Source organism: Streptomyces sp. NPDC058619 (assembly GCF_042717785.1).
Classification (GTDB): domain Bacteria; phylum Actinomycetota; class Actinomycetes; order Streptomycetales; family Streptomycetaceae; genus Streptomyces.
Map to the genome: position 1 here is coordinate 16,666 of NZ_JBHXQN010000017.1, position 13,573 is coordinate 30,238.

Annotated in this window: 13 protein-coding genes and 2 pseudogenes; 6 read left to right on the top strand and 9 right to left on the bottom strand. The window is 71.6% G+C overall.

Annotation, left to right across the window (positions count from 1 at the left end):
* The first annotated feature begins 84 nt into the window (after positions 1 to 84).
* Positions 85 to 1,170, top strand: coding sequence for an NAD(P)/FAD-dependent oxidoreductase (locus ACFWTC_RS18620; RefSeq protein ID WP_384029824.1), 1,086 nt, complete (start codon positions 85 to 87; stop codon positions 1,168 to 1,170).
* Between the two features lie 134 nt (positions 1,171 to 1,304).
* Complete coding sequence (locus ACFWTC_RS18625; protein WP_384029822.1) at positions 1,305 to 2,732, top strand: NAD(P)-binding protein; 1,428 nt, start codon at positions 1,305 to 1,307, stop codon at positions 2,730 to 2,732.
* 40 nt (positions 2,733 to 2,772) lie between these two features.
* On the opposite strand, the gene ACFWTC_RS18630 is transcribed toward ACFWTC_RS18625, so the two are convergent.
* Positions 2,773 to 3,852 carry an ATP-dependent DNA ligase gene (locus tag ACFWTC_RS18630; protein ID WP_383918903.1) on the bottom strand — a complete coding sequence of 360 codons (1,080 nt, stop codon included), beginning with the start codon at positions 3,850 to 3,852 and terminating at the stop codon, positions 2,773 to 2,775.
* Positions 3,853 to 3,927: 75 nt separating this feature from the next.
* Between ACFWTC_RS18630 and ligD the strand changes: the two genes are divergently transcribed.
* Together ligD and ACFWTC_RS18640 are read left to right on the top strand one after the other, a co-directional pair.
* Complete coding sequence (ligD, locus tag ACFWTC_RS18635; RefSeq protein WP_383918900.1) at positions 3,928 to 4,947, top strand: non-homologous end-joining DNA ligase; 1,020 nt, start codon at positions 3,928 to 3,930, stop codon at positions 4,945 to 4,947.
* Positions 4,948 to 5,158: 211 nt separating this feature from the next.
* Positions 5,159 to 5,323, top strand: a pseudogene (locus tag ACFWTC_RS18640) (MFS transporter); the annotation flags it as partial.
* Positions 5,324 to 5,355: 32 nt separating this feature from the next.
* Here the strand turns inward: ACFWTC_RS18640 and ACFWTC_RS18645 are convergent.
* Positions 5,356 to 5,975: pseudogene (locus ACFWTC_RS18645) on the bottom strand (TetR/AcrR family transcriptional regulator); the annotation flags it as partial.
* Between the two features lie 191 nt (positions 5,976 to 6,166).
* Here ACFWTC_RS18645 and ACFWTC_RS18650 point away from each other — a divergent pair.
* Positions 6,167 to 6,427, top strand: coding sequence for a WhiB family transcriptional regulator (locus tag ACFWTC_RS18650; protein ID WP_383918822.1), 261 nt, complete (start codon positions 6,167 to 6,169; stop codon positions 6,425 to 6,427).
* Here the strand turns inward: ACFWTC_RS18650 and ACFWTC_RS18655 are convergent, their stop codons facing one another.
* The 5 genes from ACFWTC_RS18655 to ACFWTC_RS18675 form a co-directional block, all read right to left on the bottom strand.
* Positions 6,428 to 6,904, bottom strand: coding sequence for a hypothetical protein (locus tag ACFWTC_RS18655; protein ID WP_384029820.1), 477 nt, complete (start codon positions 6,902 to 6,904; stop codon positions 6,428 to 6,430).
* Between the two features lie 107 nt (positions 6,905 to 7,011).
* Positions 7,012 to 7,488: a hypothetical protein gene (locus ACFWTC_RS18660; RefSeq protein ID WP_384029818.1), complete on the bottom strand. Its 477-nt coding sequence runs from the start codon at positions 7,486 to 7,488 to the stop codon at positions 7,012 to 7,014.
* A gap of 140 nt (positions 7,489 to 7,628) precedes the next feature.
* Complete coding sequence (locus ACFWTC_RS18665) at positions 7,629 to 8,762, bottom strand: hypothetical protein (RefSeq protein WP_384029816.1); 1,134 nt, start codon at positions 8,760 to 8,762, stop codon at positions 7,629 to 7,631.
* Positions 8,755 to 9,060, bottom strand: coding sequence for a hypothetical protein (locus ACFWTC_RS18670; protein WP_383918812.1), 306 nt, complete (start codon positions 9,058 to 9,060; stop codon positions 8,755 to 8,757). The genes ACFWTC_RS18665 and ACFWTC_RS18670 overlap by 8 nt, the downstream gene beginning before the upstream one ends.
* A 72-nt stretch (positions 9,061 to 9,132) precedes the next feature.
* Positions 9,133 to 10,104: an acyl-ACP desaturase gene (locus tag ACFWTC_RS18675; protein WP_383918809.1), complete on the bottom strand. Its 972-nt coding sequence runs from the start codon at positions 10,102 to 10,104 to the stop codon at positions 9,133 to 9,135.
* A 504-nt stretch (positions 10,105 to 10,608) separates the two neighbouring features.
* Between ACFWTC_RS18675 and ACFWTC_RS18680 the strand changes: the two genes are divergently transcribed.
* Complete coding sequence (locus tag ACFWTC_RS18680; RefSeq protein WP_383918806.1) at positions 10,609 to 11,079, top strand: ATP-binding protein; 471 nt, start codon at positions 10,609 to 10,611, stop codon at positions 11,077 to 11,079.
* Between the two features lie 114 nt (positions 11,080 to 11,193).
* Here ACFWTC_RS18680 and ACFWTC_RS18685 read toward each other — a convergent pair whose 3' ends face one another.
* Positions 11,194 to 12,834 carry an ABC-F family ATP-binding cassette domain-containing protein gene (locus ACFWTC_RS18685; protein ID WP_383918803.1) on the bottom strand — a complete coding sequence of 547 codons (1,641 nt, stop codon included), beginning with the start codon at positions 12,832 to 12,834 and terminating at the stop codon, positions 11,194 to 11,196.
* A 301-nt stretch (positions 12,835 to 13,135) separates the two neighbouring features.
* On the bottom strand, positions 13,136 to 13,552 hold the full coding sequence (locus tag ACFWTC_RS18690) for an SsgA family sporulation/cell division regulator (RefSeq protein WP_383918800.1): 417 nt from the start codon (positions 13,550 to 13,552) through the stop codon (positions 13,136 to 13,138).
* Positions 13,553 to 13,573: the final 21 nt, after the last annotated feature.

The window sequence follows — 13,573 nt, forward strand, 5'->3', positions numbered from 1 at the left end:
CCTGCCCTTCGGTGGCCATGGCTCCATTTGCTGCATCGGCAACATCATTTGTCAAGTGGGCGCGTGTCGGCGCACGCTCACGTTATGGACGAAGAACACGTCGAGCCGACGGGCCGGGCCTTCGGCGCCAAGCAGGCCGGGCAGTACGGGCGGTCCGAGCAGTCTTGGCAGGCCGGGCAGTACGGGCAGTCCGGGCAGGCCGATCAGGCCGAGCCGTACGAAGTGGTCGTCGTGGGCGGTGGGGCCGCCGGCCTCGCCGGGGCGCTCACGATCGTCCGGGCGCGCCGCTCGGTGCTCGTCCTCGACTCGGGCAGCCCTCGCAATCGGCGCGCCGCCCACCTGCACGGTTACCTCGGGCACGACGGCGCGAGCCCCGCCGGGCTGCTCGCCCGGGGGCGGGCGGAGGTGGCGGGCTACGGCGGCCGGATCCGGGAGGCCACGGCCGTCGCCGCCGACCGGCTGCCCGACGGGGGCTTCCTGGTCCGCTGCGGGGACGGCTCCACAGTCCGCGCCGGGCGGCTGCTGGTCGCCACGGGCCTGGTGGACGAGCTTCCGGCCGTACCGGGCCTCGGGGCGCGCTGGGGGCGGGACGTGCTGCATTGCCCGTACTGCCACGGCTGGGAGGTCCGCGACCAGCCGCTCGCGGTGCTGGCGGACGGTCCGTCGGCGGTACGCCAGGCGCTGCTCTGGCGGCAGTGGAGCGAGCGGATCACCCTGCTCGGGCACACCTGGGCGCCGACCGCCGAGGACCGGGAGGTGCTGGCCGCCCGGGGCGTCGAGGCCGTCGGGGGCGAGGTGACCGGCCTCGTCGTCGACGACGACCGGCTGACGGGGGTGACGCTGGCCGGCGGGGGATCGGCCGCGTGCCGCGCGCTCGTCGTGGCGCCGCGGTTCGCCGTACGGTCCGGTGTCCTGAGCAGCCTGGGGCTGCCCGCCCACCCGGTGGAGCGGGACGGACGGGTCGTCGGAACCGGCGTCGACTCCGATCCGGCCACGGGGGCCACCGCGCTCGCGGGGGTCTGGCTGGCGGGCAACGTCGCCGCTCCGCTGGAGAAGCTCGCGGGCGCGGCCGCCCAGGGCGTGCGCGCCGCGGTGGCCATCAACACCGACCTGGTCGAGGCGGAGGCCCGCCGGGCGCTGGAGGGGCGCCGGGCCGGCGGAATCGGGTAGGCGGGAGCGGTGGACCAGGACAGGGCCGGACGTACGAACTGATGTCGGACAAGCGTGCGGGTTTCGGTCGCCTCCGGCTCGCGCAGGCTCAGGGCGGTGTGATCGTCGTACGTTCATCGGCTCAGGAGGGCGCAATGGCACACGTGCTGGTCATCGGCGGAGGAGTCGGCGGTCTGGCCACGGCTCTGCTCGTCGCCCGGCAGGGGCACACCGCCGAGCTCTTCGAACGGGACACCCGAGCGCCGGGCACCGCCCTCGACCGCGACTTCTTCGGCTGGCGGCGGCCGACCGTACCCCAGGCGAACCAGCCGCACGCCCTGCTGGGCGCCGCGCGCAACGTCCTGCGGGACGAGCTGCCCGACGTGTACGCGGAGATGCTCCGGCTCGGCGCCCGCGAACGCCACGAGCTGGACTGGTTCGAGGAGCATCCGCCCGCGCGCCCCGGGGACGAGGACCTCGTCATGCTCCAGGCCCGCCGGATCGTGCTCGAAAGCGCGCTGAGCACCTCGCTGCGCGCCGAACCGGGCGTCGTCGTGCGGTACGGCGAGCCCGTCACCGGGCTGACGACGGTGCCCGGAGCCGCGGAGCGGGGTGCGGGCGGGGACCCGGGCCCAAGTGCGTGCGTCCGCGTGACGGGTGTGACCACCGAGGCCGGGAGATACGCCGGGGACCTTGTCGTGGACGCCGGCGGACGGCGCGGCGGTACCGAGCGCCGGCTCGCCGCGGCGGGCTGCCGGCCGCCGTTGGTGGAACGGCACCGCACCGGACTCGCCTACTTCTGCCGCTGGTACCGCCTGCCCGAGGGCACGTCCGAGGGGCCGCGCCGGCCCTGGGCGGTGACCGGCGGATCCTTCGCCGGATGCGCCGTCTTCCCGGCGGACAACGGGGTCTTCGCCGTCACGCTGTTCGTGCACACGGCCGACGCGACGCGCTCGGCGCTGCGCGATCCCGCCGTGTTCGAGGCCGCCGCCCGTGCCTTCCCGCCGGGGGAGGCCTGGCTGGGGCTGGGCGCCGCACCCCTGTCGGAGGTACTGGCCACCGCGAGCCTGGACAACCGGTGGAGCGCGCTCGCCGACGAGCTGGGCCCCGTGGTCAGCGGGCTGGTGCCGATCGGGGACGCCATCACGCACACCAACCCCACCCTCGGGCAGGGCACCTCGCTCGCCCTGTGGGCCGCCCGCAGGGTGGCCCGTACGGCGCACCGCGATCCGGGGTCGGAGCGGTTCGCCGCCGAGCACCACGACTGGGCGGTCCGCACGCTGAAGCCGTGGTTCGACTTCCAGGTGGTCGCCGACTCGGCCCTCGGGGAGCGCTTCGCGACCCGCGCCGGGCGTACGGGGACGGCGCGCGAGGTGGCCGCCCTGTTCGACTGCGCCCTGGAGGACCCGGAGGTGATGCGGGCGCGGGCCAGGGTCCGCCACCTGGCCGACCCCCCGGAGCGGGCGTACGCGAACCCGGAGGTCCGGGCCCGGGTGGGGCGCTGGCTGGCGGTGCGGCCGCAGTACGCGCCGAACGAGGTGGGGCCGGACCGGGCGGCGTGGGAGAAGCTCACGTCTGGGTGAGGCGGGGCGGGGGACCGTGGGGACGTCCGACGTCTCGGCGTCACCCGGTGGGGGAGGGCGGTGGGCCGAGCACCTCGGCGAGGTCGTACCGGACGACCTCCTCCAGCTGCGCGTAGGTACAGCTCTCCGGCAGCCGGTCGGGCCGCCACCGGCGGAACTGGGCCGTGTGCCGGAAGCGGTCGCCCTCCATGTGGTCGTACTTGACCTCGATCACCCGCTCGGGGCGCAACGGCACCCACGACAGGTCCTTCTTGCCGGTCCAGCGGCTCTGCGCGCCGGGCAACCGGGCGCTCTCGTGGGCGGATTCCTCGGCCCAGGCGGCCCACGGGTGGTCCTCGGGGTCGGGCATCCGCAGCGGCGCGAGCTCCTCGACCAGCTCGGCGCGCCGCTTCATGGGGAAGGCGGCGCAGACGCCGACGTGCTGGAGGGCGCCGTGGCCGTCGTGCAGGCCGAGCAGCAGCGATCCGACAATCGGACCGCTCTTGTGGAAACGGAAACCCGCGAGGACGACGTCGGCCGTACGCTCGTGTTTGATCTTGAACATGAGCCTGGCGTCGGGCCGGTAGGGGAGATCGAGGGGTTTGGCGATCACCCCGTCGAGCCCGGCGCCTTCGAACCGCTCGAACCACTCCTGCGCCAGCGCGGGGTCGGTGGTCGCGGGCGCGAGGTGAACGGGGGGCCGAGAGGTGGAGAGTGCCCGGGCGAGCGCGGTACGGCGTTCGGTGAGGGGGGTGTCGAGGAACGCCTCGTCGCCGAGCGCGAGCAGATCGAAGGCGACGAAGGACGCGGGCGTCGTCCCGGCGAGGAGCTTCACGCGCGAGGCGGCGGGGTGGATCCGCTCGGTCAGCCGGTCGAAGTCGAGCCGCCCGCCCTGAACGATCACGATCTCGCCGTCCACGACACAACGGGCGGGCAGGTTCTCCTTCAGGGCCGCCACCAGCTCGGGAAAGTACCGGTTCAGCGTCTTGCCCGTCCGGCTGCCGATCTCGACCTCGTCGCCGTCGCGGTGGACGATGGCGCGGAAGCCGTCCCATTTGGCCTCGTACTGCATGCCGGGCGGAATCCTGGCCACGGACTTGGCGAGCATCGGCTTCACGGGCGGCATCACCGGCAGATCCATGCCTCCGATTGTGCGTCGGCCCGTCCGGGCCCGCCCGGTGTGCGCACCCGCCCGGGCCCGCCTACCGTGGCGCTCATGGGTGCTGCGGGTAGTGCGATCGAGCTGGACGCGGGCGGGCGGACGGTACGGCTGTCCAGTCCGGACAAGGTGTACTTCCCGGAGCGCGGCCTCACCAAGCGGGACGTGGCCGAGTACTACCTCGCGGTCGCCGACGGCATCACGCGCGCCCTGCGCAACCGGCCCACGACGCTGGAGCGGTTCCCGGACGGGGTGGAGGGCGAGTCCTTCTTCCAGAAGCGGGCACCGAAGAACCTCCCCGACTGGATCCCGACCGCCCACATCGCCTTCCCGAGCGGTCGCTCGGCCGACGAGATCTGCCCGACGGAGCCGGCCGCCGTGCTGTGGGCGGCGAACCTGGGCTGCCTCACCTTCCACCCCTGGCCGGTGCGCCGCGAGGACACCGACCGCCCCGACGAACTGCGCATCGACCTGGACCCGCAGCCGGGCACCGACTACCACCACGCGGTGGCGGCCGCCCATGAACTTCGGGTGTTGCTGGAGGAGCTGGGCTTGCGCGGGTGGCCCAAGACCTCGGGCGGCCGCGGCCTGCACGTCTTCGTGCCGATCGCACCGCGCTGGACGTTCACCGAGGTCCGGCGGTGTGCGATCGCCCTGGGGCGGGAGTTGGAGCACCGGATGCCGGGCAAGGTCACGACGGCGTGGTGGAAGGAGGAGCGCGGCGAGCGGATCTTCGTCGACTACAACCAGACGGCGCGCGACCGCACGATCGCCTCCGCCTACTCCGTCCGCCCCCGCCCGCACGCCCCGGTGTCGGCGCCCCTGCGCTGGGACGAGGTGGACGACGCGGAGCCCCGGGACTTCGACATCGTGACGATGCCGGCCCGCTTCGCCGAACTGGGCGACCTCCACGCGGACATGGACGAGCACGCCTTCGTCCTGGACGCGGTACTGGAACTGGCGGAACGCCACGAACGCGATCACGGCCTGGGGGACATGCCCTACCCGCCGGACTACCCGAAGATGCCGGGCGAGCCGAAGCGGGTACAGCCGAGCCGGGCGAAACGCGACTCCTGACGGCCCGCCCGCTCCCTGACGCGCCGGGGGTGCCGGTGGCGGGGTCGGGCGCCCGGCCGCGTGCGATCTTCTCGCCGGAGACCGCGTCGAAGAGCCCGTGTCCGTGTGCCTTCCCCGACCTGCGCCGCGCCTTCCCGGACGTGTCCGCGGCCCACCTGACCCGGGTGTCAGCGCGCACGCCGTGCAGTTCGCCGCGCTCCTGGCCGCCGCCGTGCAGTTCGCCGCGCTCCTGGCCGCCGCCGGGCGGCTCGCCGACGTCCTCGGCCGCCGCGCCCTCTTCCTCGGCTCCACCCTCGCCTTCACGCTCACCTCCCCCGTCGCGAGCGCCGCCCCCTCCGCCGAGCTGCTCATCCTCGCCCGCGCCCTCCAGGGGGCGGCGGCCACCGGAATGACCCCGGCCACGCTCGGCCTCGCAGCCGCCGCCGCCCACAGCCGGTCGAGGATGCCGCGGCCGACCCGCTCGTACGCCATCGGGTCCTCGTACAGGACGGAACGCGAGTTGGCCATCTCCATCAGCGCGATGATCTCGAAGGCGAGCTGCGGGACGTTCTCCGCGCCGAACCCGTCGCGGAATCCGCCCGCCGGCCTCGCCCCGTCCACAACCCCGTCCACGTTTACCGGGTCCAGTCGGCACCCGCCTGGGTGACCTCGTCGCGTACCGGGCCCGGGCGCGCGTCGAACTCCGCGGAGACGGCGTAGAAGCAGCAGCCGCCGGGGAAGGCCCGGCGCCCCGAGTAGCCGAGCCAGTGCTCGCAGAGGCGCCACACCTTGGCGACACCGGCAGGGTTCTCGCGCACGGGCCGGACGACCTGCTTCACGAACACGCTCGTGGCGGCGCGGACGGCAGCGCGCTGCAGGTCCTCCTTGGAGCCGAACAGGGCGAAGACGCCGCTCTTGCTCAGGCCCAGTTCCGTTGCGATCTCCCCGAGGGACAGGCCTTCCAGCCCGTCCACGGAGGCGGTGCGCATCGTCCGGTCGAGCACGGTCCGTCGCGTCTGGTTACCGCGTTCCACGCATCCGTCTGCCATGGCTCGGTCTTACCGAACGCACGGTCGTCCGCTCTGTGGCGGACGTCGGAAGTCGGACGGCGGACGGCCGCCCGCGGGGCAGTTGTCAGCGCCGGATGCGATGCTGGCCGAGGCCGCTGGATTCGGGCCCGTGACCAGTGGTTGATCGGTCGTTGATCAGACGTCCATCCGCGCGGGTCAGTATCTCCGGCATGTCGATGAACACCACCACCGCCGCTGCCACCACCGCCACATCCACCGCTTGGTACGAGCTCGCGCTGTGCGCCCAGACGGGCCCGGGCTTCTTCTTTCCCGAGCCCGGCTCGTCGCTGCGCGACGCGAAGCGGCTGTGCGGGGCGTGCGAGGGGCGGGCGGCATGCCTGGAGTACGCCCTGGACAACGACGAGCGCTTCGGCGTCTGGGGTGGCCTCTCCGAGTCGGAACGCCTCACGCTGCGCCCGCGCCGCCGCTGATCAGGTCCGGGTGCCCTTCCCGCTGCGCCGCATCAGCCCCACCCGCAGCGCAAGCCCGTCATCCCCACCGCTCCACCCCTCCGCAGGCACCTCGTCGGGCACGACCCGCACGGGATAGTGCCCCCCGACGGGAGAAACGACCCCACCGAACCGGGGATCTCCCGCGAACCAGATCCTGTCCGGGTGATCGTTCTCCCGCTCCGCGAGCGCGATGGGGAACGGGACGATCCGATAGGTCGGCGCGAAGTCCTCCCGAAACGGGATGCCGATGGTCGCGGGACTTCCCGTCGCGCGGGGCGGGTGCAGGCACGGCAGCTCGCACCAGGGGTACGCCTGAAGGACCGCCGCTACACGGCGGCGACGCCAGAAGGCGATGGCCACCCAGGGAACCCACGTGATGAAACCGATCGTGGACATGATGAAGAGGAATGCGCCTTGCCTCATGAAGTCGAACCACAGGCAAGCCAGGGTGAACACCAACGGGAGGACAAGGCCCAGCAGTCCGACGGCTCGCCGATGGACCAGTCTCTTGTAACCGAGAGCCGTTGGCGGGTGGTCCCAAGCCACTTTGGTGAACTGGAGCGTCACTGGAGGACATCCAGGATGCGTGACGTCATCGGGACGCGAGGGGGCGCGGGGTGTGGGTCGGTGAAGACGAGCGTGTGGGCGACTGCCTCAAGAATGTCGGTGTATGCCTCGTGATGTTGTGTTGACGCGCTGGTGATATCCAGGACGAGCACGTGCCGGCCGCCTGGATGGCTGGTTGCGATCCTGGCCTGGAACACCTCCCGCTCCGCGTTCGGTGGCGTCATGGTCCCCGCAACGAGGTAGCAGGGGAGCGACGAAGGCAGATCGATGCACCGCCGAGCCGACGCATTCCACACAGTGGCACGGGCGACGCCAAGGGCGGTCCTCGCAACGGCGACTCGGGGGGCGGGGTCATCGGCGAGCCGTGCGGTCAAGGAGAACAGTGAGGTGCAGACACCGACTGGTTCCTCCGGGTGCATCCCGATCGCGGTGTGCACGACATCAAGCCCGTGGAGTCGGTCGAAGCCGTCCATGAGCTGAGCCAGCTCCCATTGGGCGGCAGAACTGTCCATGGCCTGAGCGATCGTGTCCAAGGCCGCTCGGTCTTCGGGTCCCAGATCATGGAATCCCGGAGGCAGACTGAACCACAGGGGCGGCACCTCGTTCCCACACATCAAGGCCTCATCACCGTCCAGAAGTGGCTGGATTTCGCAACAGCCGAGGGCCCCTCGTCCAAGACGCCGCGGGCACCGTCGACTGCTGTGGAGCCCTGTTCGACCGCATCGTTGTCACTGGTGTAGTCAAGGGTTGCGGTGATGGCGCCCGCGCCGGCCACGCCCACGCCCACCCGATCCCTGGTGCTTTGCGGTGATGCCCGCAACGCCCATGCGGCGAGCGGGTTCTCCACCTCGCGCAGCGTGTTGGCCGTCGACCAGGTGGTGCTTCGGAAGGCCGAGGCGCCCGGGGAGAGGGCCGTCAGGGCGCTCGCTTCCGGGGCTGCCGTCATGGCCGCCCGGGCCGCCGCCGTGCCGGCCTTGGCGCCTGAGGCGACCGCCGCGACGCCCGGGACCGAGCCCGCCGTGTCGCCGAGGAGGGTCACCGCGCTCTTCCAGAAGTCCGCGTCGAACTCACCCTTCGTCGCCCCGTCCACCAGCGGTTTGCGGAACTTCGGATCGGCCAGGTGGGTCGTGAGCGCCGCCAGGGACAGGCCCCCGGCGACCAGCATCACCGCCAGGCCCGCCGGCGGGCAGAAGAGGGCCACCCCGGCCCCGATCGCGCCCAGGATCGCCGAGGCGTTCGACAGCGCGTCCCCCGGGTCCTCCGTGATCTTGCGCCAGAGCGACGCCAGCGCGCCCGGTTCCTTCGGCGCCAGCCGGTCCGCAGCCGCGTCCAGGGTCTGGGCGACCCGGCGGGCCGCCGCGCCGTGTTCCGAGGCGAGCTCCCGGGCCAGGCGGCGGGCGTCCGCCAGGGACTGCTCCGTCGTCGCGGCGGCGGCCTGGGCTTCGTACCGGACGGCCAGCGCGCGGTGTGCCACCAGGGTGTCGTGCCACGCGGTGAGCCGCTTGGCGGCCTCCGCGAGGGAGGTGTGGGCCGAGCCGAGGTAGCGGGGGAGGTCCTTCGAGAGGGAGGCGCGGAACGCCGTGGCGGCCTCGCCCTGCCAGGCCGCGCTGTGGGCGACGAGCGACTTCATGATCCGGGACGCCTCGCCGAGCGAGGCCGCCGAGGCGGAGAGCTTCTTCGCCAGGGCGAGCACCGCCGCCGGGTTTCCCGGAGCCGGGTCGAAGCCCAGCGCGGCGTGCTCAGCCACGGGAGGCCCCGGCCGCCTCGCGGAAGGCCGCGCGGATCGCCTTCTCCAGCTCCGCGTACTCCGCGGCGCTGCGGTCCACGCCCTCGCGTACCGCCTTGACGCGCTTGGTCAGCTCACGGGCGCCGTAGGACCATCTCTCCTGGAAGCCGTCGCAGGCCTTGTCCAGGTCCGCGGTCCCCAACTGGTCGGCCCGTACGTGGTCCAGGGCGCGCCGGGCCTCCCGGAGGGAGACCAGGGAGGAATCCAGGGCACGGGTCAAGCGGGTCAGCTGGTCGATGTCCACCTGGAGCGAGGTCATGACGCGAAACCCTGGCAGAGCACGGCCCTGCCAGGGCAATCGACATCACTCGGGCGAGCGAGCGGAAACCGGTCAGGCCTTGCGGGCCGCGATGCGCGCCGCACGGGCGGCCAGACGCTCGTCGAACTTGCGGGCCTCGGAGTCCAGGCCGTTCATGAACAGGCCGAGCTCCTCCTGGGCCTTCTGGCCGTCGGGGCCCAGGCCGTCAACGTCCATGATCTTCAGGAAGCGGATCACGGGGCTCAGCACGTCGTCGTGGTGGATCCGCAGGTTGTAGACCCCGCCGATCGCCATCTGCGCGGCCATCCGCTCGAAGCCGGGCATCCCGTGTCCGGGCATCCGGAAGCCGACGACGACGTCCCGCACAGCCTGCATGGTGAGGTCCGGGGCGATCTCGAAGGCCGCGCCCAGCAGGTTGCGGTAGAAGATCATGTGCAGGTTCTCGTCCTGCGCGATGCGGGCCAGCATCCGGTCGCAGACCGGGTCACCGGACTGGTGGCCGGTGTTGCGGTGCGAGATGCGGGTCGCGAGCTCCTGAAAGGCCACGTACGCGACCGAGTGCAGCATCGAGTGGCGGTTGTCGGACTCGAAGCCCTCCGACATGTGCTGCATCCGGAACGCTTCCAGCTTGTCCGGGTCCACCGCGCGCGACGCCAGCAGGTAGTCGCGCATCACGATGCCGTGGCGGCCCTCCTCGGCCGTCCAGCGGTGCACCCAGGTGCCCCACGCGCCGTTGCGCCCGAAGAGGGACGCGATCTCGTGGTGGTAGCTGGGGAGGTTGTCCTCGGTCAGCAGGTTGACGACCAGCGCGATCTTGCCGATCTCGGTGACCTTGGACTGCTTCGGGTCCCAGGCCTCGCCGTCCTCGAAGAAGGCGGGGAAGTTCCGGCCGTCGGCCCACGGGACGTAGTCGTGCGGCATCCAGTCCTTGGTGACCGCCATATGCCGGTTGAGTTCCTTTTCGACCACTTCTTCCAATGCGAACAGCAGCTTGGCGTCCGTCCATGCCTCCGAGCTGCTGAGGTGGGGAGAGGTGATCGTCACGGGTACTCCTGGGTGCAAAGCGAATTACCTACGGTTCCGTAGCTTACGGACTCGTAGGTTAAGCGCGACATCAAGCCGAGCCAAGCCCCACGGAAGGATATGTCCGGTTACATCCAGTTATTTATACAGTTTGAGAGCGTCTGGATGGGGCTATCGGGGGCAAAGTCATGCCGGAATGTGATCCTCCGCGTCCGCTTCGGGTCTGGTTTTCGCGGCTTGGGCTCTCGATTGGGTCGGTGCGGCCGCCGCGGGGCCGTGTCATCGATCCGGTGCGCCGGCCCGCCTCCGCCGAGTGCTCCGCGCCGGTGGACTCGAAGCTGCCTGGAAATACCGTGAGAAGTCACGAAGTAGGGGCACAAGTAGTAGAACTGCCAACGAGGTTGGGCTACGGTCGGTAGCGCAAGTCTCACACGGGGCGACGCCGTGGCCTTGCGTGAGCACTCCGGGACCGCACCGGTCTTCGATCACACTGCCGTCGATCACACCCATACTTGGAGCAGCACGATGACGGGCACTCTCCGTGGCCTGAGGCCGGTCCGCGAGGTCCTGCAGATACCGCCCGAGGCGGAGAAGCTGAACTACTCGATAGGCCTGCACGGCAGCGCCTACTGCGCGGGCACCGCGCGATCCGTGGTCCGTCCCCTGATCACCCGGCACGGACTGTCCGACCTGCGCGATGCCGCAGCCCTCGCGGCGTCCGAACTCGTCGCGTGCGCGCACCGGTTCACACCCGACACGGATATGGTACTCACCGTTCGCTGGCAGTTCGACGCACTGCGGATCGTCGTTTACGACCAGCACCCGGCGCACTCCTCGCCCGAAGCGCGCGAGGAGTGCCGGAGCCGGCGCAACCGCGGGATGTGGCTGCTGGCCGCAACCGTCGAGACCTGCGGCGGGGACTGGGGGCTCACCCCTGTCCTCACCGCCACCGGCGGCACCAAGTCCTGGGCCTTACTGCCCCGCCAGGTCAGGTGAGGTCGAGCCGTCCGGTTCGCCGTCCGGCGGATGTCTCGGATGTCCCCGCCGCGGTCCCGCCGGCAGCAGTCACCTCTGCGGCAGTCACCCCTGTCGTGGTCGTCCGTGCCGCGGTCATCCGTGCCACAGCTCCTCCCGGACTTCCTCCGCCGTGGTCGCGCGCACCTCGCCGTCCAGCAGCAGCCACCGGGTGATCCCGATCGACTCCAGGAACGGCACGTCGTGGCTCGCCACGACGAGCGACCCCTCGTACGAATCCAGCGCGTCCGTCAGCTGTCGCACGCTCGCCAGGTCCAGGTTGTTCGTGGGCTCGTCCAGCATCAGCAGCTGCGGAGCGGGCTCCGCCAGCAGGAGCGCCGCCAGTGCCGCGCGGAAACGCTCGCCGCCCGACAGGGTGCCGGCGGGCCGGTCCGCGCGGACGCCCCGGAAGAGGAAGTGCGCGAGCCGCGCCCGGATCACGTTGTTCGTGGCGTGCGGGGCGAACCGCGCCACGTTCTCCACCACCGAACGGCTTTCGTCCAGCACGTCCAGACGCTGCGGCAGGAACCGCGTCGACACGTGCGTCACCGCCTCGCCGGACACCGGTTCCAGCTGCCCCGCGATCGTGCGCAACAGCGTGGTCTTGCCCGAACCGTTGCGGCCCACCAGCGCGATCCGCTCCGGACCGCGCAGCTCCCACTCGCCCCGTACGGCTGCCCCGTGGGCCAACCGCAGGTCGCTCAGGGTCAGGACGCGCCGTCCCGGCGGCACCCGGGTCGCGGGGAGTTCGATCCTGATCTCGTCGTCCTCGCGCACCGCCTCCACCGCCTGGTCCAGGCGCTCCCGCGCCTGAGTCAGCTTCTCGGCGTGCATGATGCGGTGCTTTCCGGCCGACTCCTGCGCCGCCCGCTTCCGGGCGCCCATGACGATCTTCGGTTCGCGCTTGTTCTCGTACATCTTCTGGCCGTACCGCTTGCGCCGCGCCAGTTTGACCTGGGCGTCGGCCAGTTCGCGCTTCTGCCGCTGTACGTCGGCCTCGGCTACCCGGACCATGCGCTCGGCAGACTCCTGCTCAGCGGCGAGCATCTCTTCGTAGTTCGTGAAGTTCCCTCCGTACCAGCGGACTTGGCCCTCGCGCAGGTCGGCGATCTGGTCGACCCGCTCCAACAGCTCCCGGTCGTGGCTGACCAGGACCATCACCCCGGTCCATGACTCGACCGCCGCGTAGAGGCGGCCGCGGGCGCGCAGGTCCAGGTTGTTGGTGGGCTCGTCCAGCAGCAACACGTCGGGCCGGGCGAGCAGCAGGGCGGCCAGCCGCAGCAGGACGCACTCGCCGCCCGACAGTTCGCCGACCGTACGGTCCAGGCCGATCCGGGCGAGCCCGAGCTGGTCGAGGGTGGCCACGGCTCGTTCCTCCACGTCCCAGTCGTCGCCGACCGCCGTGAAGTTCGCCTCGGTGGCCTCGCCCGCCTCGATGGCGTGCAGGGCCGCGCGGGCGGTGTGGATGCCGAGCGCCTCGTCGACGCGCAGCGCGGTGTCGAGGGTGACGTTCTGCGGGAGGTAGCCGACCGAACCCGCTACGGACAACTGCCCTTCGAAGGGCCTGAGTTCACCGGCGACGAGCTTCAGCAGGGTGGACTTGCCGCAGCCGTTGAGCCCGATCAGGCCAGTGCGTCCGGGGCCGACGGAGAGGTGCAGTCCGTCGAAGACGGGAGTGCCGTCGGGCCAGTCGAAGGAGAGGGCGGAGCAGGTGATGAAGGTAGGGGCATGACTCATGGAGGCCTCCAGGTTGCGTGAGTGGTGCGTGCAACGCGGGGAGACAGCCGACGGACGGACGATGGCGGCGAACGCCAGGGCGGGTCGGTGTCTCGAACCTCAGACGAGCAATGTCCTGCTCCGTTTCGGCGGCAATGGGGCGCCTGCGAAGCTACGGGCGGCCGGGGGCGCCCGCAAATGAATTACCGCGGGGGTGGGGTGGGAGGGGGCGTTCCGGGGGCTGGGGGAGGGGTGGGCGTGCGGGTGACGTGGTCGGCGGGGCCGGTGGTCAGCAGGTGCCCCGCATCAGCAGGTGTCCGCGTCAGCACGTGCCCCGCATCAGCTCGGCCAGGCTGTGGTCCATGTCGAGGTAGAGGTGCTCCAGGCCGGGAGGGACCACGGTCGAGGCCCGCTCGAGGAAGCGGTGCAGTTCGGCGGTCACCACCAGGACGATCGCCACCCCCTCGGGCGCGTGGAACTCGATCGACGTCCGGTCGGCGTCGTACGGGCGCACGCGCACGTCGCCGCTGCCCGACGGGCGGTCCAGCCCGGACTCCAGCAGCTCGCGGGCGAAGGTCCAGGAGATCTCGATGCCCTCCAGCGTGGCCGGGGCGGGAAAGGCCATACGGACGGCGAACGGATCCGCCCGGTCGTAGCAGAGGGTGACGGGCACGGTCTCGACCTTTGGCGCGGTGGCGACCAGACGGGCCTGCACGGCCTGCTCGATGACAGTGATCAAGGCACACTCCCTTGCGGCGGA

Bases quoted from the DNA above. Each gene is read 5' to 3' on its own strand.
- ACFWTC_RS18620 (WP_384029824.1), top strand. From the start codon at position 85: ATGGACGAAGAACACGTCGAGCCGACGGGCCGGGCCTTCGGCGCCAAG.
- ACFWTC_RS18625 (WP_384029822.1), top strand. From the start codon at position 1,305: ATGGCACACGTGCTGGTCATCGGCGGAGGAGTCGGCGGTCTGGCCACG.
- ACFWTC_RS18630 (WP_383918903.1), bottom strand. From the start codon at position 3,852: ATGGATCTGCCGGTGATGCCGCCCGTGAAGCCGATGCTCGCCAAGTCC.
- ligD (WP_383918900.1), top strand. From the start codon at position 3,928: ATGGGTGCTGCGGGTAGTGCGATCGAGCTGGACGCGGGCGGGCGGACG.
- ACFWTC_RS18650 (WP_383918822.1), top strand. From the start codon at position 6,167: ATGTCGATGAACACCACCACCGCCGCTGCCACCACCGCCACATCCACC.
- ACFWTC_RS18660 (WP_384029818.1), bottom strand. From the start codon at position 7,488: ATGGACGGCTTCGACCGACTCCACGGGCTTGATGTCGTGCACACCGCG.
- ACFWTC_RS18670 (WP_383918812.1), bottom strand. From the start codon at position 9,060: ATGACCTCGCTCCAGGTGGACATCGACCAGCTGACCCGCTTGACCCGT.
- ACFWTC_RS18680 (WP_383918806.1), top strand. From the start codon at position 10,609: ATGACGGGCACTCTCCGTGGCCTGAGGCCGGTCCGCGAGGTCCTGCAG.
- ACFWTC_RS18685 (WP_383918803.1), bottom strand. From the start codon at position 12,834: ATGAGTCATGCCCCTACCTTCATCACCTGCTCCGCCCTCTCCTTCGAC.